This window comes from Maricaulis sp., from assembly GCF_030149425.1.
Taxonomy (GTDB): Bacteria; Pseudomonadota; Alphaproteobacteria; order Caulobacterales; family Maricaulaceae; genus Maricaulis.
Genome location: NZ_JASBRQ010000012.1, coordinates 30,781 through 49,334, shown reverse-complemented (window position 1 = coordinate 49,334; position 18,554 = coordinate 30,781). Strand labels below are relative to the sequence as shown.

Annotated in this window: 16 protein-coding genes; 6 read left to right on the top strand and 10 right to left on the bottom strand. The window is 62.7% G+C overall.

All coding sequences use genetic code 11. The features are described from left to right. Together era and recO are read left to right on the top strand one after the other, a co-directional pair. On the top strand, positions 1-904 hold a 904-nt coding region (era, locus tag Q1V57_RS02960; protein WP_300527468.1), incomplete at its 5' end, for a GTPase Era. A 9-nt stretch (positions 905-913) separates the two neighbouring features. Continuing rightward, on the top strand, positions 914-1,642 hold the full coding sequence (recO, locus tag Q1V57_RS02955; protein WP_300527467.1) for a DNA repair protein RecO: 729 nt from the start codon (positions 914-916) through the stop codon (positions 1,640-1,642). Here the strand turns inward: recO and Q1V57_RS02950 are convergent. Beyond that, complete coding sequence (locus Q1V57_RS02950; RefSeq protein ID WP_300527466.1) at positions 1,639-1,971, bottom strand: hypothetical protein; 333 nt, start codon at positions 1,969-1,971, stop codon at positions 1,639-1,641. The two genes, recO and Q1V57_RS02950, sit on opposite strands and share 4 nt — an antisense overlap. 214 nt (positions 1,972-2,185) lie before the next feature. Between Q1V57_RS02950 and parC the strand changes: the two genes are divergently transcribed. Genes parC through Q1V57_RS02935 form a run of 3 tightly spaced genes read left to right on the top strand, consistent with a single transcriptional unit; the run spans position 2,186 to position 6,082 of the window. Beyond that, positions 2,186-4,462 (top strand): DNA topoisomerase IV subunit A, encoded by a 2,277-nt coding sequence (gene parC / locus Q1V57_RS02945; RefSeq protein ID WP_300527465.1) that lies wholly within the window; start codon positions 2,186-2,188, stop codon positions 4,460-4,462. Positions 4,463-4,498: 36 nt separating this feature from the next. Further along, positions 4,499-5,050 (top strand): LemA family protein, encoded by a 552-nt coding sequence (locus Q1V57_RS02940; protein ID WP_300527464.1) that lies wholly within the window; start codon positions 4,499-4,501, stop codon positions 5,048-5,050. A gap of 9 nt (positions 5,051-5,059) precedes the next feature. Then, the gene (locus tag Q1V57_RS02935; RefSeq protein WP_300527463.1) at positions 5,060-6,082 is read left to right on the top strand and encodes a M48 family metallopeptidase; all 1,023 of its coding nucleotides are present in this window, start codon (positions 5,060-5,062) and stop codon (positions 6,080-6,082) included. A 6-nt stretch (positions 6,083-6,088) separates the two neighbouring features. Here the strand turns inward: Q1V57_RS02935 and Q1V57_RS02930 are convergent, their stop codons facing one another. From Q1V57_RS02930 to Q1V57_RS02895, 8 genes are all read right to left on the bottom strand, one after another. After that, positions 6,089-7,261, bottom strand: coding sequence for a GGDEF domain-containing protein (locus Q1V57_RS02930; RefSeq protein ID WP_300527462.1), 1,173 nt, complete (start codon positions 7,259-7,261; stop codon positions 6,089-6,091). Between the two features lie 80 nt (positions 7,262-7,341). Further along, positions 7,342-8,481 carry an AI-2E family transporter gene (locus Q1V57_RS02925; RefSeq protein WP_300527461.1) on the bottom strand — a complete coding sequence of 380 codons (1,140 nt, stop codon included), beginning with the start codon at positions 8,479-8,481 and terminating at the stop codon, positions 7,342-7,344. Next, complete coding sequence (locus Q1V57_RS02920; RefSeq protein ID WP_300527460.1) at positions 8,478-10,073, bottom strand: TRAP transporter large permease subunit; 1,596 nt, start codon at positions 10,071-10,073, stop codon at positions 8,478-8,480. Before Q1V57_RS02920 ends, Q1V57_RS02925 begins: the two co-directional genes overlap by 4 nt. Position 10,074: 1 nt before the next feature. Next, positions 10,075-10,860: a TRAP transporter small permease subunit gene (locus tag Q1V57_RS02915; protein WP_300527459.1), complete on the bottom strand. Its 786-nt coding sequence runs from the start codon at positions 10,858-10,860 to the stop codon at positions 10,075-10,077. Next, positions 10,861-11,982 carry a TRAP transporter substrate-binding protein gene (locus Q1V57_RS02910; RefSeq protein WP_300527458.1) on the bottom strand — a complete coding sequence of 374 codons (1,122 nt, stop codon included), beginning with the start codon at positions 11,980-11,982 and terminating at the stop codon, positions 10,861-10,863. A gap of 48 nt (positions 11,983-12,030) precedes the next feature. Further along, a complete protein-coding gene (locus Q1V57_RS02905; protein WP_300527457.1) occupies positions 12,031-12,783 on the bottom strand; it encodes an arginyltransferase in 753 nt (250 codons plus the stop codon). A 38-nt stretch (positions 12,784-12,821) separates the two neighbouring features. After that, a complete protein-coding gene (locus Q1V57_RS02900; RefSeq protein WP_300527456.1) occupies positions 12,822-14,660 on the bottom strand; it encodes an SLC13 family permease in 1,839 nt (612 codons plus the stop codon). A gap of 107 nt (positions 14,661-14,767) precedes the next feature. Next, positions 14,768-15,685, bottom strand: a complete 918-nt coding sequence (locus tag Q1V57_RS02895) for a flagellar motor protein MotB (RefSeq protein ID WP_300527455.1) — start codon at positions 15,683-15,685, stop codon at positions 14,768-14,770. Between the two features lie 87 nt (positions 15,686-15,772). Between Q1V57_RS02895 and Q1V57_RS02890 the strand changes: the two genes are divergently transcribed. Further along, entirely contained in the window at positions 15,773-16,237 is a 465-nt protein-coding gene (locus Q1V57_RS02890) for a flavin reductase family protein (RefSeq protein ID WP_300527454.1), read from the top strand. Here Q1V57_RS02890 and Q1V57_RS02885 read toward each other — a convergent pair. Then, positions 16,219-18,549 carry a penicillin acylase family protein gene (locus Q1V57_RS02885; RefSeq protein ID WP_300527453.1) on the bottom strand — a complete coding sequence of 777 codons (2,331 nt, stop codon included), beginning with the start codon at positions 18,547-18,549 and terminating at the stop codon, positions 16,219-16,221. The genes Q1V57_RS02890 and Q1V57_RS02885 overlap by 19 nt on opposite strands. Between the last annotated feature and the right edge of the window lie 5 nt (positions 18,550-18,554).

The window sequence follows — 18,554 nt, the reverse complement described above, 5'->3', positions numbered from 1 at the left end:
TGGCTCGCCCAATGCCGGCAAGTCGACCCTGGTCAATGCACTGGTCGGCGAAAAGGTCACCATCGTCACCCACAAGGTCCAGACCACGCGCTTTTCCGTGCGCGGTGTGGCGCTGGAAGGGGCGACGCAGATCGTGCTTGTCGACACGCCCGGCGTATTCGCGCCGCGCCGCCGGCTCGACAAGGCCATGGTGCATGCCGCCTGGGCCGGGGCCGATGATGCCGATGCCATCATCCATGTCATCGATGCCAGCGCGCGCGATCGCATGGCGCGTGGTGAAAGCAAGTCCGGCGACAGCAAGATGATCGAGGATGATGAGCGCGTTATCGAGGGGCTCAAACGCAACGGCAAGACGGCGATCCTGGCGCTCAACAAGATCGACCTTCTGGAGCGCGACCGGCTTCTTGCGATCTCTCAAAATCTCTTCGAAACCGGTTGTTATTCCGACATTTTCATGGTGTCCGCCAAGCGCGGTTATGGCGTAGACACGCTGAAAGCCCAGCTCGCCTCGCTGATGCCTCAGGGCGTCTGGCATTATGCCGAAGACCAGGTCGCAGACCTGCCCTCGCGTATCCTGGCCGCGGAAATCACGCGCGAGAAAGTCTATCTGCGCCTGCACGAAGAGCTGCCCTACGCCTCAATGGTCGAGACCGAGGCCTGGAAACGCCTGCGCGACGGGTCGATCCGGGTCGAGCAATCCATCCTCATCGAGCGCGACAGTCAGAAGCCGATCGTCATCGGCAAGGGCGGTTCCGCACTCAAGGCCATCGGCGAGGCCTCGCGGGCGGAGCTGGAAGAAGTGCTGGGCTGCAAGGTCCACCTCTTTCTCAATGTCAAAGTCGATCCGAAATGGATGAACCGGCGCGGGCATTATTCCGATGTCGGTCTGGATTTCGACGTCTAGTCTTGCCCCATGGAGTGGAGTGATTCCGGCATTATCCTCGCCGTGCGCCCGCATGGTGAGACCAGCGCCATTATCGAAGTGCTGACCCCGGGGCAGGGCCGTCATGCCGGTCTGGTCAAGGGCGCTCGCTCGCGCGCTCTGCGGCCGATCTTGCAGCCGGGCAACGAGATCCGCGTCGCCTGGCGCGCCCGGCTGGCCGAACATCTCGGCCAGTTCCAGGTCGAGCCGGACAGTCTGGGCGCTGGCATTGTCATGGAAGACCGGACCGCACTGGCGGGGCTTAATGCGGCCTGCGCCATGGCCATTCTCGCCCTGCCCGAGCGGGAACAGCATGAGGCGGTCTATGACGGTTTCCGCGTCTTCCTGACGGCGCTGGAGGATATCGATATCTGGCCGGCGCTTTATGTGCGCTGGGAGGCGGGATTGCTGTCCGATCTCGGCTACGGGCTGGACTGGGAGAAATGCGCCGTCACCGGCACGACCGAAGACCTGACCCATATCAGCCCGCGCACCGGCCGCGCCGTCTGCGCCGAGGAAGCCGCGCCCTATGCCCCCAAGCTGCTGGAATTGCCGGGCTTTCTGCAAGGGTCCGGGCAGATTGCCGAGGGTGATATCGCCAAGGGGCTGGAATTGACCGGCTATTTCCTGGAGCGTCGAGTGCTCTGGCCGGTCGACAAGCAATTGCCCGATGCGCGCGAGCGCCTGATCAGCGCGCTAGAGCGCGAAGGGCGGCTCTAGCGCTCGTCCCGGTGCTGGATTTGCCGGCGCGAGATTTCCAGATGCACGAGGTGCGCTGCGAGAAAGGCCACGGCCTGCAGGGTGATGACGATAATCACCAGCGCGCTGACGGCGGTGTAGGTCAGCCACACTGTCAGCCCCATGACGAAAACCGCCAGTACCGGTGTGAACAGCAGCGCCAGCCAGAGCGGCGCTGACCAGACCGGCTGACCGTTCAGACCCCATTGCATCGGCATGGCGCGGGAGGGGCGCATGCGGAGGGCATAGCTCAGCGAGATCAGGGCGAGCAGGGCCCAGCTGGCTGCGGCGATGGCGATGGTGGGCGGCATTTAGGTGCCTTTCCGGAGCGATTTGGGTGAGCCTATCGCGCGCTTGCGGTGTGATCCAAGTGCGGCTTTGGTGCGCCGGAAGTGCGGGATGGGCGCCCATCCGGTGCATTGCCCCGATATAGCTGGGGAAAGCAGCCCGTTTTCCTGCGTCCGGGACCTGCCCGGTCCGGCAAATCACCTATACTGACCTGTCCGAATCGAGAGGTGGTGCGAGATGGGTGAAAATTTCGATCCTGATGGCGGTCATATCGTCGAGGAAGCCTTCGACGAGGCCCTGTCGAAACGCTATCTCGCCTATGCGCTCTCCACCATCACCCAGCGGGCGCTGCCCGATGCCCGCGACGGGCTGAAACCGGTTCACCGCCGGCTGCTCTACGCCATGCGCGAGCTGAAGCTGAACCCGGAAGCCGCGTTCAAGAAATCCGCTCGTGTGGTCGGCGATGTCATCGGTAAATACCACCCGCATGGTGATCAGTCCGTCTATGACGCCCTGGTGCGTCTGGCCCAGGATTTTGCCTCGCGCTACCCGCTGGTCGAGGGGCAGGGCAATTTCGGCAATATCGACGGTGATAGCGCTGCGGCCATGCGATATACCGAAGCCCGTCTGACCAAGGCCGCCGAGCTCCTGCTGCAGGATATCGAGCACGGCACGGTCGATTTCCAGGAGACCTATGACGGCTCGGAGAATGAGCCCCTGGTCCTGCCCGGTGCTTTCCCGAACCTGCTGGCCAATGGCGCCACCGGCATCGCCGTGGGTATGGCGACCTCGATCCCGCCGCACAATGCCGCCGAGATTTGCGGTGCCGCGCGCGTCCTGATCAAGAATCCGGAGGCGGAGAACCAGGACTTGCTCGACCATGTGAAGGGCCCGGATTTCCCGACCGGGGGTATTTGCGTCGAACCGGCCGCCTCGATCCGCGAGGCTTATGAGACCGGGCGTGGCGGTTTCCGTGTGCGGGCCAAGTGGGAGAAGGAAGATATCGGCCGCGGTATGTGGCGCATCGTCGTCACCGAGATCCCGTACGCGGTGCAGAAGTCCAAGCTGGTCGAGAAGATCGCACTTCTCATGGACCAGAAGAAATTGCCGCTGCTCGACGATATTCTTGATGAGAGCACCGAGGACATCCGCCTGGTCATCGAGCCCAAGAGCAAGCTGGTCGATCCGGAAATGCTCATGGAGAGCCTGTTCAAACTGACCGATCTGGAAAGCCGGATCTCGCTGAACCTCAATGTCCTCGATCCGTCCGGAACACCGCGGGTGATGAGCCTGAAGGAAACCCTGCGCATCTGGCTCGATCACCGCCGCGAGGTCGCCGTGCGCCGTGCGCGCACCCGCCTGGCCAAGGTGGAAGACCGGTTGGAAGTGCTGGCCGGTTATCTCATCGTCTATGCCGATCTGGACGAGGTCATTCGCATCATCCGCTTCGAGGATAATCCCAAGCAGAAGCTGATGGAGACGTTCAGCCTCAGCGAACGTCAGACCGAGGCCATCCTGAATATGCGCCTGCGCGCCCTGCGCAAGCTGGAAGAGCTGGAAATCCGCAAGGAAGACAAGTCCCTGCGGGCCGAGCGCAAATCGCTGAAGGACCTGATCGGCTCGGAAGAACTGCAATGGGCCAAGGTCGATGGCGAGATCGCCGAGGTCGAGGCCTATTACGGTCCCGAAACCGAGCTGGGCGCCCGCCGCACCGTGTTTGGCGATGCACCGGCCGTGGCCGAGGCCGCCTCGATCGAAGCCTTCGTCGTGCGCGAGCCGATCACCGCCGTGCTGTCTGAAAAAGGCTGGGTGCGGGCGCTGAAGGGACATTCCTCCGACGTCACCGGGCTGAAATTCAAGGAGGGCGACAAGTCCGCCTTCGCGGTGAAGTGTGAGACCACCGACAAGCTCTTGATGTTCGCGACCGACGGCAAGTTCTACACGCTTGATGCGTCGAAGCTCCCGGGCGGGCGCGGTCATGGCGAGCCGGTGCGTCTGCATGTCGACCTGCCCGATGATGCCGCCCCGATCGGCCTGTTCAAATATGACCCGGAACGCGTGCTTCTGGTGGCCTCCGGGGCCGGCACCGGTTTCCGGGTTCAGGAGAAGGACTGCATCGCCATGAAGAAGGCGGGCAAGCAGATCCTCAACCTGGTCGATGGCGATGAAGCGCTCTTGTGCATCCCGGCCATGGGGGATCGCTGTGCGCTGATCGGCGAGAACAAGAAACTCCTGGTCTTCGGTGCCGATGAAATCCCGATGATGACCCGCGGCAAGGGCGTACGCCTCTTGGGCGGCAAGGGCGCCAAGCTCGCCGATGCGACCCTGTTCTCCGCCGAGGAAGGCCTGACCTGGCTCGATGGTGCCGGCCGGCGCTTCTCGCTGGAGGATTGGCATTTGTGGACCGCCAAACGCGCCCAGGCCGGACGCATGGCGCCGCGCGGCTTCCCGCGCTCGCTGCGATTTGCCCCGCGGGGCTCGGAATTCCTCGCCTCACAGGCGAAATCGGACTAGAGAAGAAGAACTCGTTTTCCTCAGGGGGATAGTGCCATGGACGCCTCATTAGTCGTTCTCATTCTGATTGTGATCATCGGCCTCGCCGTCGTGATGATCTACAACCGCCTGGTCGCCCTGCGGCAGACCTGTAACCAGGCCTGGGGCGATGTCGATGTGCAGCTGAAACAGCGCCATGATCTCGTGCCCAACCTGGTTGAAACGGTGAAGGGCTATGCCTCGCACGAGAAAGAGACCCTGGAGAATGTGATCCAGGCGCGCCAGACCGCTGTCGATGCGTCGTCTCTGAAGGGGTTGGCCGAGGCTGAGAACATGCTCTCTGGCGCCCTGCGTCAGCTGTTCGCCCTGTCGGAAGCCTATCCCGATCTCAAGGCCAATCAGAATTTCATGTCGCTGCAGACCGAGCTGGCAGACCTGGAGAACAAGATCGCGGCGGCGCGGCGCTTCTTCAATAATGCCGTGCAGGAGCTCAATACCGCCATCGAGCAATTCCCGGCGGTGATCTTTGCCTCCATGTTCGGCTTTTCCACCCGCGATTATTTCGAAGTGGGCGAGACCGAACGCGGTGCGCCCAAGGTCAAGTTCTAAGGCGGAGCGATGCTGCTCGGGGCGGCCGGGCTCCGCACCCATATCTGGAACAATAATCTCCGCTCGATCATCCTGCTGGCGGGGTTTCCGCTGCTCCTTGTCCTCATCGGCTATGCCCTGACGCTGGTCTGGATGGGGCTGTCCGGTGATGATCTGCCAGCCGTGAAAGTGGTCGGTGCGCCTGCGGCGGATGTTGGCGGGCGCATGGCCAATGCCGCTGATCACCTGCCGCAGATCGGGGTGATCTCGCTGGCTCTGGCTGCAGTCTGGTTCGTCATTGCCTGGTTCTTTCACCAGCGCATGATCAATGCTGCAACCGGGGCCAGGCCGGTCAGCCGGCAGGACGAAACCGAGCTATATAATCTGCTGGAAAACCTGGCGATCTCACGCGGTCTGCCGATGCCGCGCCTGGCCATCATCGAAACAGGTGCGATGAATGCCTATGCCTCGGGCATCACCGAAAAGAGCTATACCGTGACCGTGACGCGCGGGCTGATGGACGCGCTGAACAAGGATGAGCTCGAGGCCGTTCTGGCGCATGAGCTCAGCCATATCCGCCATGGCGATGTGCGCATGCTGGTGATCGCGGTGATCTTTGTCGGGATCATCTCCTTTATCGCCGAGATCGGCTTTCGCGTCCTGATCCGCAGTGGCGGCGGCGGCCGCCGGTCCGGTGGCGTGTTGATCCTGATCGCGGCGGGGCTGATCGTGATCGCCTATATCCTCGCCATCCTGATCCGTTTCTCGCTGTCGCGACGGCGTGAATACATGGCTGATGCCGGCGCGGTCGAGCTGACGAAAAATCCCGATGCGATGATCTCGGCCTTGCTGAAAATCTCCGGTCAGACCGAAATCGAGAAAGCACCCAGCGAAATCCGCGAAATGATGATTGATAATCCGCGTTCCGGCTTCATGGGCGTGTTTGCGACCCATCCGCCGATCGAGAAGCGCGTGGACATGCTGGTCGAACATGCGGGCGGACGCCGTCCGGAGGATATCGCGCCGCCGCACCCGACCGTGCCGCAGCGTTAGTGGCGGCTAGGCCCGCTTGGCGGGGCGGACATCCTCGGGCGTCTCAATCCGGACCGGCCCTTTGCCACTGACCGTAATATTGCGACCGGCGCGCTTGGCATCATAGAGCCGCTGGTCGGCCCGGTCGAGGATTTCGCTGGCGGTCTCGGCAGGACTGGTTCCGCGGTGCTGGGCGATGCCCAGGCTGGCGGTCACCGCCACTTCATTGCCGGCCAGGGTCGCGAAACGGATTTCGGCGATGGCAGTGCGGACGGCCTCGGCAATTGCCGAGGCTTCGCGGGCGTCGACATTGGGCAGGATTATCCCGAACTCTTCGCCACCGAGACGGCCGATCGTATCAGTCGCTCGCAAGCTAGCCTTCACGATCCGCGCGGTCTCGATCAGCACGCGGTCCCCGGTCGCATGACCATGGGTATCATTGACCCGCTTGAAGTGATCCAGATCGAACACGATGACGCTCAGGGGTCTGTCGGTATTGGAATGTTGCTGAACCTCGACGGCGAGGATGTCATCAAAGGCACCGCGATTGGCGACCCCGGTCAGAGCGTCGGTCTGGGCCTGTTCGCGGAAATGCAGCATGGCAGCTTCAGCTGCACTGTGTGCCGCGGTGATCTCGTCAGCAACACGGATGATCTGCCGCCGGAAGATGGTCGCGCCGATGAAGACGAAAATCGCACTCATGCCGAGCGCGATGAGCATCGTGGTGACATCAATCACCGCAGCAATCGCCAGGACTTCAGGCGGCGTATGCAAATAATTCCACACATAGATGCCCAACGTGGAAACCAGGATCATCAGCCCGCTCCGCCAACCGACCGCCAGGGTGAAAGTCATGACACAGGGCAAGAGCAGGACATTGTTGGGACTGATCAGGTGATTGCTCATCAGCGAAAGCCCGCCGAGCAGCACCATGGTCGCCGCGCCGGTGATCTGGCCGCGCCGGACATAGTTTTCGTCGGCGTTGATCCACAAGGGGGCTGCCAGACAGATCAGCGCGATAACACCGCCCAGACCGATAGCGGGGCCGTAAAGATCAATATGCTTGAGATTGATCAGGGTGACGGCAAGCCCGGACGAGCTGGCCAGCAGACAGAACACTGCCAGTGCGCGCTGCGAGGCAACCGCAACACGTCTGTCAGGGGCCTTTTCAGGCCAGTATCGTCGCCACAGAGAATGCATAACCAAGACTTTGATTATGCGTATATCTTATGAGAGTTGTGGCCCGGTTAACCCGCGCATGAATAGCCCGCTGACGGCGGCTACATCCCCGGCGTCGGCTCGTCCGGCGGGTCTTTGGCGTCTTTGAGCTGTTCCTGGAAGGCTTCCTCTTCATCGACCTCCAGCAAGCCGGCGAAGGCCTCGCGGAAGATATACCAAACCGAGGAGAAGAGGGCGGCGATCACCGGGCCGAGAATGATCCCCACGGCGCCGAAAAGCGTCAGTCCGCCAAGTGTCGAAATCAGCACCATGAGGTCAGACATTTTCGCGTCCTTGCCGACCAGGATGGGGCGCAGGATGTTGTCGGACCAGGAAATGAAGATACCGCCCCAGGCCGCCAGGCCAATGGCCGGAACCGTCTGACCGGAGACAAACAACCAGATCGCGGCCGGGATCCAGATCAAGGGCGGGCCCACCATGGGGATAATCGACAGCAGCGTCGCGATCGCACCCCAGAAAATCGCCCCGGGCACGCCGGCGATGAAGAGGCCGAGACCGGTGAGCGAGCCCTGCACGATCGCGATCAGGAAGGATCCCTTGACCGTGGCACGAATGGTGGAGATCGCCCGCTCGGCGAGCATGCGGCGATCCTTCTCCATCATCGGGACCAGGGTGATGGCGGCGCGGCTCATATCCCGGCCCTTCAGGAGGAAGAAGAAGAGGGCATAGATCAGGATGAAGAAGTTCAGCGTGCCGATCAGGATTCCGCCCGTACCGGCGCGCAGTGAGGACACGAGGATATTGCCCACTGTTCTGGCGAGATTGCCCAACTGGGCGGCGATGGTGGCTTGATATTCAATAATGGCTTCACGGAAGGGGAGCCATTCGGGCAGGCCGTCCAGGCCTTCGGCCCGGATCGCCGCGACTTGCTGTTGCACCCAGGGGGCAACCAGGCTGGTCACCTGTATGGCCTGTTCGGCGATGACGCCCAGAAGCAGACCCGCCGGGATCACAATGGCCAGAACCGAGCCGGTGACGATCAGGCCGGCGGCCAGCCCCGGCCGTCCGCCGAACTTGGCGGACAGCCAGTTCTGCGGCTTCTGCAGGAAGATCGTCAGCACAGCCGCGAGGAAGAGCGCGGCGAGATAATCGCGGATCATCCAGAAGAAGATCGCCGAGATCACCAGCGCCAGGGCGGCGATGAAAAACCGTTCCAGCTCGAGCTTGCGTTGCGGGCTCATCCGTAAAGCCACTCCGGCAGGGCCGTGGCCAGCCAGGGCAGGAGCGCCACGGCCAGAATGCCGATCAGCTGGATGATGACGAAGGGGATTGCCCCGCGATAAATCGCGGCGGTAGTCACGCTCGCCGGCGCCACCCCGCGCAAATAGAAGAGGGCAAAGCCGAAGGGCGGGGTCAGGAAGCTGGTTTGCAGGTTCATCGCCATGAGAACGCCGAGCCAGACCGGATCAATCCCCATCATCAACAGGATCGGTGCCACGATCGGCACGACCACGAAGGTGATCTCGATAAAGTCGAGGAAGAAGCCCAATAGGAACATCACCAGCATGACGATGGCCAGGGCGCCCCACTTGCCGCCCGGGACGGCTTCCAGCGCGTGCTGGACCACTTCATCGCCGCCCAGTTCGCGGAAGATGAGTGAGAAGAGCGAGGCGCCGATCAGGATGACGAAGACCATGGCGGAAATCGTCGCCGTCGAGGTCATGACATCATCGAGCACGCCGGAGCGTTTCAGGCGCCACAGGCTGAGGCCGGCACCGGCAAGGGTGACGAGGACCAGGGCCATGGCCAGCATCGATCCGGCGGCGCCGAGATCGGCGACATAAAGCCGCCGTTCCTGGCCAATATTGGCGATGACAACAAGCGTGATCAGACCGATCAGTGAGATCATGCCGGCAAAGGCAAGGAGCTGACCGCCGCGGGGATTGCTGTCCGATCCGGCATTGCGCACGCCGGCCAGGAAGGTCGCGCCGACAGCGCCGATACCGGCCGCTTCGGTCGGGGTGGCCAGGCCGGCCAGGATGGAACCGAGTACCGCCACGATCAGGCCGAGCGGGGGCAGGAGGGCACGGGCGATCTTGCCCCAGTCGGCACCGCCTTCCTGCGGCGGAGCCGCGGGAGCATCGCCCGGACGGGTCACGGCGATAAACACCTGATAACCGATATACAGACCGACCAGGAGCAGGCCCGGGATCAGCGCGCCGGCGAAGAGGTCACCGACCGAGACAATATCAGGTGAGAAAATGCCCTGTTCGCGCTGGGCTTCCTGGTAGGCGTTGGAGATCTGGTCGCCGAGAAGGACGAGCACGATGGAGGGCGGGATGATCTGGCCCAGCGTGCCGGAGGCGGCAATCGAGCCGGCCGCCAGCTCGGGCGAATACCCGCGCTTGAGCATGGTCGGCAGGGAGAGCAGCCCCATGGTCACCACCGTGGCGCCGACAATCCCCGTCGAGGCGGCCAGCAGGGCGCCGACGACGACAACGGAAATCCCCAGCCCGCCGCGCAGGGAGCCGAACAGGGCCCCCATGGCCTCGAGCAATTCCTCTGCGACCTTGGACTTTTCCAGCATAACGCCCATGAAGACGAAGAGCGGAACAGCGACCAGGATCTGCCGGTCCATCTCCATCAGATTGCCGTAAATGCGTTGCGGGAAGGCACGGAAATGGATCGGGTCAAAGACGTTGATGGCCATGCCAATCAGGGCAAAGAGCAGGGCCACCCCGGCCAGGGTGAAGGCAACGGGATAACCGCGCAGTAGCGCGATAAAGGCTGCCGCGAACATCAAGAAGGGCAGGATTTCGATCAGCATAGCCATCTCAGACCTCCCCCTCGCCAAGGTTTTTCGGCCGTGCCGGAGGCTCTTCTCCGGCCAGGGTCAAAACCGCGCGTCCGGCTATGGCAATGCCTTGCAGGATCATCAGGATGGCAAATAGCGGGATGGCCGTCTTGAGCAGGAAGACAAAGGGCAGCCCGTCGCTCTCGCGCGAGCGCTCGAGGATGCGCCAGGTCGAGTTCATATAGCCCGTCGAAGCCCACAGGATGAGCGCGCTCATCGGGAACAGGGCGAGATAGGTGCCAAAGAGGTCGACCCAGGCCCGTCCGCGGGCGCTCGCCTTGGCAATGAAGATATCGACGCGGACATGCCCGTCGGCCATCAAGGTCGAGGCGGCGGCCAGCAGGAAGAGCAGGGCGTGCATGTAGATCACGCTCTCCTGCAGCTTGGTCGAGGCATAGCCGAAGACATAGCGCTGCACCACGATGATGGCGGTTGCGATCACCAGGCCGAGGGCGAACCAGCGCGCTGCGCCGCCGATACTGCCGGTAATGCTCTCGGTCAGCTTGATGCTCCAGAGCACGGACCGGATCGAGCGGCCCGGCAGGGTCTGCACCTTGCTCACCAAGGCCAGGACCAGCGGCAGGAAGAGGACCGGCCAGGCCTTGGCGCCGATCCATCCCAGCACTGCGCCGGTCTGCTGCGCTAGGCCGGGCACATTGGCCTGCGCCCAGCTGGCCACAGCTCCGCCGGTCATGCCGTCGGCAATCACAAGCCCCGCCGTCAGCACGAGGAGGGTGAGCAGCAGGCCGTCGCCCTGGCGCATCATCTACTCGCCGAGTGCGCGTTCGCGCTGGGCCAGATAGGGCATCTCGGAAATCCGGCCCCAGCCGCGCATCGTGTTGCGCGCCTCCAGATAGCTGTCATAGACGCGGCGCGTGAACGGGTCGGCATTGCCGGTATCGGCCACCACCTGTTCGGAGATCTCGCCGATCCGGGCCCACATTTCGTCGCTGAAGCTGCGCAGTTCGACGCCGTGCTCCTCGACCAGGACTTTCAGGGCGATGGCGTTTTGATACTGGAACTCGGCCAGGGAGACATTATTGGCCGCGCGGCAGGCATTCTGGATGATCGCCTGGTGGTCGGCATCGAGGCCTTCCCAGACCTGCAGATTGACGCCAACACCGAGGCAGGACCCCGGCTCGTGGAAGCCCGGGCCGTAATAGAAGGGCGCCTCGCGATAGAAGCCGAAAGCCAGGTCATTCCACGGGCCGACCCATTCCGTCGCATCGATGGCGCCGGATTGCAGGGCCGGGTAGATCTCGCCGCCGGACAGGGTCACTGCCGCGCCGCCAAGCTCGCGCAGCACATTGCCGCCGAGACCGGGAATCCGCATGCGCAGGCCGCGGAAATCATCCAGCGTATTGATCTCGCGCTTGAACCAGCCGCCCATCTGGTGACCGGAATTGCCCGCCTGGAACGGCTTGATGTTGAACTGGCCGGAGAGCTCGTCCCACAGCGCCTGACCGCCACCGCTCTCAACCCAGCCCATGATCTCCATCGCCGTCATGCCGAGCGGCACGGCGGTGAAGAAATTGAAGGCTGGGGACTTGCCCTGCCAGTAGTATTCGGCACCGTGATACATGTCCGCCGTGCCCTCGGAGACGGCATCGAAAACCTCGAAGGCGCTGACGATTTCGCCGGCCGCATAGACGCGGATATCCAGCGTGCCGCCAGACATGGCATTGGCGTAGGCGGCGACATTATTGGCGGCGGTACCCAGGCCCGGGAAATTGGCCGGCCAGGTGGTGACCATGCGCAGGCGTTTGACGCCCCGATTGATCGCCGGGGCAGAGGGCGAGCTGCCGGCCTGCTGGCCGCCATCGGCGCAGGCTGTTGCCACTGAAGCGGCTGCAACCGTGGCGCCGCTCAAAAATGTCCGTCGATCCATGCTGGTCTCCCCCGAGATACGGTATACTGCGTCGTTATGCGTGCGGCGCTACTCTATGTCCCCGGTCTCGTCAAACGCGAGATCGTCGAACGCGCTCCACCCGGCCGGTGTGAGCACTTGTAGCGGCTGGAATTGGGCCTTGTAGGCCATTTTGCGGCTATTGCGCACCCAATAGCCCAAATAGACAAAGGGCAGGCCCAGAGCCTCGGCCTGGCGCACGGCGTCGAGGATCATGTAGGCGCCCAGCGAGCGCTTCTCCTCGTCCGGGTCAAAGAAGCTGTAGATCAGCGACAGGCCGTCCTTGAGCACATCGGTCAGCGCACCGGCGATCAGCCGGCCGTCCGGGGTGCGGTATTCGGTGATATGGGTGCGCTGTGCCCCTTCCTCGACCATGAGCACGAATTCGCCAAAGCTCATCCCCGCCATGTCGCCATCATCATGACGGGTGTCGAGATAGCGGCTCATGATCTCATACTGCTCCGCCGTCGCCGTATTGTTGTCGGTGCAGACATGCAGATCGCTATTGCGGGCCGCCAGCTTGCGCCAGCGCCGCTTCCAGTCAAAGGCCTCGGCGTCGATGCGGACCGATTTGCAGGCATCGCAGGCTTCGCAGGCCGGGCGGTAGAGCACAGACTGGCTGCGCCGGAAACCGGCATGCGACAGCGCGTCATTGAGGGCCGGGCCCTCGCCGGGATCGATCCGGGTGAAGACTTTGCGTTCCCACTGTCCAGGCAGATACGGACAGGGCGAGGCCGCTGTCAAAAAGAAGGGTATCTGGCGCGTGGCGAACGGGTGGGTCACAGCTGGGTTTCGATTCGAATTGACACTCAGCGCCTAATCTAACCGCCAAACACCGCGTAGTGTAGGGTCAGATAGGCGGTGTAGGCGATCCAGATCAGAACCGCGAGCGGCGCACCGGCGCGCAGATAATCGCCGAAGCGATAATGTCCCGGGCCCATCACCAGAAGATTGGTCTGATAACCGATCGGCGTGGCGAAACAGGTGTTCGCGGCGAACAGGACGGTCAGGGCGAACATGGTCGGATCCGCACCGAGCTGATCTGCGGCGCCGACGGCGATCGGTGTGAACAGGATCGCGGTTGCCGAGTTGGACAGCACATTGGTCAGGGCCGCGATCAGCAGGAAGAGGGCCGACATCAGCACCACCGGTCCGAAGGGGGCGAAGGCGTTGACCACGACACTGGCGAGCAGATCGGCGCCGCCGGTTGTTTCCAGCGCCGTGCCGAGCGCAAAGGCGGATCCGATCAGCAGATATATCCGCATATCCACCGCCCGCGCCGCCTGCCGGGTGTTGAGGCAGCCGGTGGCGATCATGCCGACTGCGCCCAGCAAGGAGGCGAGCACGATCGGGGTCAGCCCGGTCGCTGCAAGAAAAACCACGCCGCCGAATATGATACGCGCAGCCGTGGTGCGACGCGGGTCGGCGATGGAGGTGGTCGACCATTCCAGCAGCAGCAGGTCGCGGTCCGCGCGTAGGGCTTTCATCGCCCCGGAGGATCCGAACAGGAGCAGCGTGTCGCCGGCTTCAAGCCGGATCTCGCCCATGCGCGAGCGGATCATGCGGCTGCGGCGCTGCACGCCAAGCACGACACATCCGGTTGCGTGGCGGAAACCGATCTGTTCGATCGTACGGCCGATCAGGCGTGAACCGGGCGCGACCACAGCCTCGGTAATGGCGAGCCGGTCACCGGGGGCCGGGCTGTCATTATCGCTCGCCTCCAAAAGGCCCTTCATCAGATTGCGATTGGCCGAGAACAATTCCTGCAGCTTCTGGCGCGTCGAGGCGATGATGACGAGGTCACCGTCCTGAAGGGTCATGTTGGAGAAGGGCGGCAGAAAGGCGTGTTCGCCGCGCTGGATCATCCGCACCGTCATGTCCGGCAAGTCGGTAAACATGCCCGCGACGGGGGATTTTCCCAGCAGGGGGTGATCGCGTGTGACTTCAAGCTGGGCAATATATTGCCGGCCGTCGCCGCCCTTCAGCGCCTCTTCCATCGAGGCGCGCTCAGGCAGAAGCTTGGGCAGGAAGAGCAGGACGTAGAGCAGACCGACGGCGGCCAGGAACAGTCCGGGGCCGGTTGGCGCGAAGAAGCCGAGACTATTTCCCGTCGCTGTGAACAGGCTGTCAGCGACCAGGAGGTTGGTTGAGGAGCCGATCAGCGTGGTCATGCCGGCGAGGATGCAGACATAACTCAGCGGGATCATCATCTTCGATGGACTTTGCTCCATCCGCTTCGCGATCGCCGCAAGCACCGGGATGAACATCACCACGACCGGGGTATTGTTGATGAAGGCGCTGACCGCGAAAACGAAGGCGAACATCGCAATCAATGTCGTGCGCGGGTGCAGCTCGTAAGAAGCCAGCATCCATCGCGTTGGTCCGTCCATGGCGCCGGTCTGGAAGATTCCCTGACCGACAATCAGCAGGGCAAGAATGGTGATCAGTGCCGGATTGGCGAAGCCGGACAGTAATTGTCCAGCCGTCGGATTGTCGGTCTGCAGCGGGAAGGCATGGAAGAAGACCATGATGACCGCGACAACCGATGCCGAGACGATCTCGATGGGGAAGCGGTCCCAGCAATAAAACACGATGGCAAGGCCGACCCCGGCGAGGACGACCCACATCTGCCACATCTCTACAGACGGTGCTTCAATCATTGTGTTTTCAGGAAACCGTGAGTCCGAACTGACCAGCCATGCACGCTAGCACGCAGTTCTGTGGTTTGCGAAGTCCGGACTGTGATTTCCTGAGCGACGCCCGCTCGTTAGAGGCGGTGACCGATGGGCAGGACCGGTGCTTCACGCAGCAGGGTAATCGAGATACGGCGATTACCCGGCATGTAGGGATCGTCCGGATAGAGCGGCTCGGAGCCGGCCTTGCCGCGAACTTCATAGATCCGGTCGTCGGTAATACCTTCCGACTGCAACACGGCTCGGGCCGCATTGGCACGGTCGGAGGACAGATCCCAATTGCTGTAGCCTGCAGCGCTGGTCGGGCCGCTATCGGTGTGGCCGGCGATGGCCAGACGGTTGGGCAGACGTTCGGCGATGCGCGATACGGCGCGCAACAGGGTGACGGCGCGCTCATTCGGCTCAACCGAGCCCGGGTTGAACATCGGGCGGCCTTCCTGGTCAACCAGCTGGATACGCAGGCCTTCCGGGGTCTGGTCGATGATCACATGATTGGACAGCTCAGCCAGCTCAGGCATTTCCTGCATCGCCTGACGCAAAGACATCTCTGCACTGTAGAGCTGTGCTTCGGCCCGGCGCTGTTGCGCTTCCATGATGGCATCGGTGGAAACGGCGGGTTCTCCGTCAGACTCTGGTGAGGCCTCGGGAGACTGCTGCTCATTGCGGTCGTTTTCCTGCGGCGCTGTCGGGGCGAGACGTTCGCGCATGGAACTGTCGCCGGAGCCCTGAACGCCGTCATCCCCGGGCGAGGTGCCCGCGAGGGGAGCACCGGAACCGGAATTGGACGGCGAGACGCTTGCCGGAGCAAAGTAATCAGCGATACCGCGCTTTTGTTCCGGAGTGGTGGTATTGATGAGCCACATCAGCAGGAAGAACGCCATCATCGCGGTCACGAAGTCGGCATAGGCCACCTTCCAGGCGCCGCCATGGTGTCCATGACCGCCGCCTTTGACGACTTTTTTGATGATGATCGGCTGATCTGTCGCCGCCATGTGCATCCACCTTGTTTATGCTCTTGCCATTCTTGTAGACGGACACAGTTAAGGTCAGGTTTCCATCGCCGGTTCGGGAGAAAATACGTGAACAAAAGCCGTGCTTTCCGGGATGCGCTCGGGCGCTATCCAACGGGCGTGACCCTGGTTACGACCTTTCGCGGCGGCGTGGCGATGGGCATGACGGTGAATTCCTTTGCTTCGGTCTCGCTCGATCCCATGCTGGTGCTGTGGTCCGTCGACAAGGCATCCGAGCGCTATGAAATCTTCCGCGATGCGACCGATTACGCCATCAACGTGCTCGCGCATGATCAATCGGACTGGGCGTCCCTTTGCGCGCAGAACCCTGACCTGAAAGCCAATCATGTGGCCTGGTCCGGCGAGGCGGCACCGCTGATCAGCAATGCGGTGGCGCGCTTCACCTGCCGCCGCCACGCGGTTTATTCCGGTGGCGATCACGACATCATTGTCGGCGAAATTGTCGCTATGGATACGCCGCGCGATGTACCGGCGCTGGAGTTTTACCGCGGCGGTTACTCCTCGGCCGGCTGAAGCCTCAGCACTCTGGCTCCGTCCGGCGATTGTTCCGGCGTCCAGTCCGCGCGGATCTCGATATATTCGCCGCGGCCCCAAAGCGGTGCCAGGTCATCATAATGACGCGACATGACATTGCCGGACTGACCGGTGGTGATCATGAATTGCGAGGCATCGAGATCACCCAGATCATAGAGCGCCCGGTAGGAGGCGCCGTGGAACACTGAATATCCGGGCTCGGTCCAGCGGTGATGGGCGACATTGACGGTGGATCCATCGCCCGGGATCGGCGTGTTGATGGTGAAAATCCCGTCGAGCACCGGAAACGCCGAGAAGGGTGTATGGGCATGGCGCGCATAATGTGCATCGCCCCAGCGCCAGTCCGCAATACGGCCGCTCTGGGTTTCGCTCAGCACCGCCATGGCCCGGTCAAGAGCCGGTCCGAGGAGCTGCTGGCAGGTCTCTGCCTCGTCCGTATCGATATCATCGCACCAGTGCTGCAGATCACCGGTCAGAATGTCTTGCATGAATTGCTGGCGATACCCGATCCACTCCGGTGCCAGCTCGCCCAGCTCGTCATCATAGAAAGCCGGTGCGAGTTCGCGCATCCAGGCGGAGAAAATCAGCGGCTGGGGAATGTCGATCGCCATGTCCGCATCCCAGTCGGCAATCAGGGAGAGGGCGATGCGACCGGCTTCGCTGTCCGGCTCGGCCTCGACAAGCGCCGGCAAAATGGCGCGCGCGACCGTCGAGACGGTGTCGTATTGCAGCTCGGCCATGCTCGCCATGGTGTGATCCGAGCGCGCTTCAATGCCTTCGTAAATGCGCGTGATCCGGCTGACGCCATACCATTCACTGGTCAGGTAATGGGGGTAGTCATCGGGGACGATTTTATTGTTCGCGGTGGCCACGAATCCGCGCTGTGGATTGCGGGTATGGGGTAATTCGTCAAACGGAATGGTGTCGACCCAGACCCCGGTCTCGTCACGCACGGGAATGCGCGCCGGAGCATAAAGGCCGATATCGCCGTCAACGGCGGCAAAGACCATGCTCTGCTGCGGTGCGACAAAGCCCTCAAGGGCGGCAACAAAATCATCCCAGCCGCCTCCGCGCAGGATCCGCATGCCCACCCCCGGCGTGGTGTCGTCCGGCTCGTCGAGCATCCATTGCAGGGCGAGATAATCGGCGCCCTCGGGAATGGCATAGTCGAAATGCGCCGGGTCGAGGACGGGGCCGCGATCGGTGGCCTGGCGGGTAATGGTCACATCATTGCCGAAGCGGACGCGGATCAACTCCTCGCGCTGATCAACAATCTCATCGCGCGTGATCGCCTGTAAGTCGCCGACATCCGGGCCGGTATTGGTGAAGCCCCAGGCGATGCGGTCATTGCGGCCCAGGGTGACAAAGGGTGTGCCGGGCAGGGTAACGCCGACAACCGAACCTTCTGGTGTGGTCAGGCGGGCCAGATACCAGATCGCCGGAGCGCGCAGGGCGAGGTGAGGGTCATTGGCCAGGATAGGGTGTCCACTCGCCGTCATGGCCCCGGACAGCACCCAATTGTTCGAGCCGCCGCGGGCGTCATCATTGATGCCGCGGGTGGGGATGGGGGCGTCTTCTTCCGGGGCCGTCGCAGGCCTCGGTTCCAGCCCGATATCGGCCATGGTCAAAGAGCGCGGTGCCGCATCAGGATAGCGTCCCATGAATTCGCGCGCGCGCTCCTCCCCGAGATGGTCAACCAGCGTGTTGAGGCGTGGTTCGCTGAAGGCATTGCCGAACAGATCAAGGGCAATGGCCTTGTAGACCGTAACCGTATCCCCTGCAGTCCAGGGTTCCGGATTGAACATCAGGATCTGGTATTCGGGCGGCGGGATAAAGCCCGGGGCCTCGATGACCGCATTGACCCCGTCCGCATAGGCCTGCAACGCCGCCTGAACGTCCGCCGGCAGGTTGGAAACGGCGGTGTCGGAGGCCGGGCCGAGCCCCATGGTGCGATACCAGATATCCGTGTCGAGCGCCGCCGCGCCGATGACTTCCGACAATCGGCCGCGAATGGCCCGGCGGGTGATTTCCATTTGCCACAGGCGGTCCTGTGCATGGGCTACGCCCAAGGCGTAGTAGAGATCATGATCACCGGTGGCGAAAATATGCGGAACCGCATGGCGATCGCGGATGATCTGGACCTCATCTTCCAGCCCGGCGAGCTGCATTGTGCCTTCGGTCTGAGGCAGGGAGCCGTACAGCCGCAATGTGAAGACCGCCGCGAACAGAATGGCGATCGCCACCACACCGCCCAGCGCCAAGCCGCCGTACCGCAAAATCCTTCTCACCATGATGA

Bases quoted from the DNA above. Each gene is read 5' to 3' on its own strand.
- Q1V57_RS02930 (WP_300527462.1), bottom strand. From the start codon at position 7,261: ATGCATTCTCTGTGGCGACGATACTGGCCTGAAAAGGCCCCTGACAGA.
- Q1V57_RS02940 (WP_300527464.1), top strand. From the start codon at position 4,499: ATGGACGCCTCATTAGTCGTTCTCATTCTGATTGTGATCATCGGCCTC.
- Q1V57_RS02885 (WP_300527453.1), bottom strand. From the start codon at position 18,549: ATGGTGAGAAGGATTTTGCGGTACGGCGGCTTGGCGCTGGGCGGTGTG.
- parC (WP_300527465.1), top strand. From the start codon at position 2,186: ATGGGTGAAAATTTCGATCCTGATGGCGGTCATATCGTCGAGGAAGCC.
- Q1V57_RS02935 (WP_300527463.1), top strand. From the start codon at position 5,060: ATGCTGCTCGGGGCGGCCGGGCTCCGCACCCATATCTGGAACAATAAT.
- Q1V57_RS02915 (WP_300527459.1), bottom strand. From the start codon at position 10,860: ATGATGCGCCAGGGCGACGGCCTGCTGCTCACCCTCCTCGTGCTGACG.
- Q1V57_RS02910 (WP_300527458.1), bottom strand. From the start codon at position 11,982: ATGGATCGACGGACATTTTTGAGCGGCGCCACGGTTGCAGCCGCTTCA.
- Q1V57_RS02920 (WP_300527460.1), bottom strand. From the start codon at position 10,073: ATGGCTATGCTGATCGAAATCCTGCCCTTCTTGATGTTCGCGGCAGCC.
- Q1V57_RS02895 (WP_300527455.1), bottom strand. From the start codon at position 15,685: ATGGCGGCGACAGATCAGCCGATCATCATCAAAAAAGTCGTCAAAGGC.
- recO (WP_300527467.1), top strand. From the start codon at position 914: ATGGAGTGGAGTGATTCCGGCATTATCCTCGCCGTGCGCCCGCATGGT.
- Q1V57_RS02925 (WP_300527461.1), bottom strand. From the start codon at position 8,481: ATGAGCCCGCAACGCAAGCTCGAGCTGGAACGGTTTTTCATCGCCGCC.
- Q1V57_RS02950 (WP_300527466.1), bottom strand. From the start codon at position 1,971: ATGCCGCCCACCATCGCCATCGCCGCAGCCAGCTGGGCCCTGCTCGCC.
- Q1V57_RS02900 (WP_300527456.1), bottom strand. From the start codon at position 14,660: ATGATTGAAGCACCGTCTGTAGAGATGTGGCAGATGTGGGTCGTCCTC.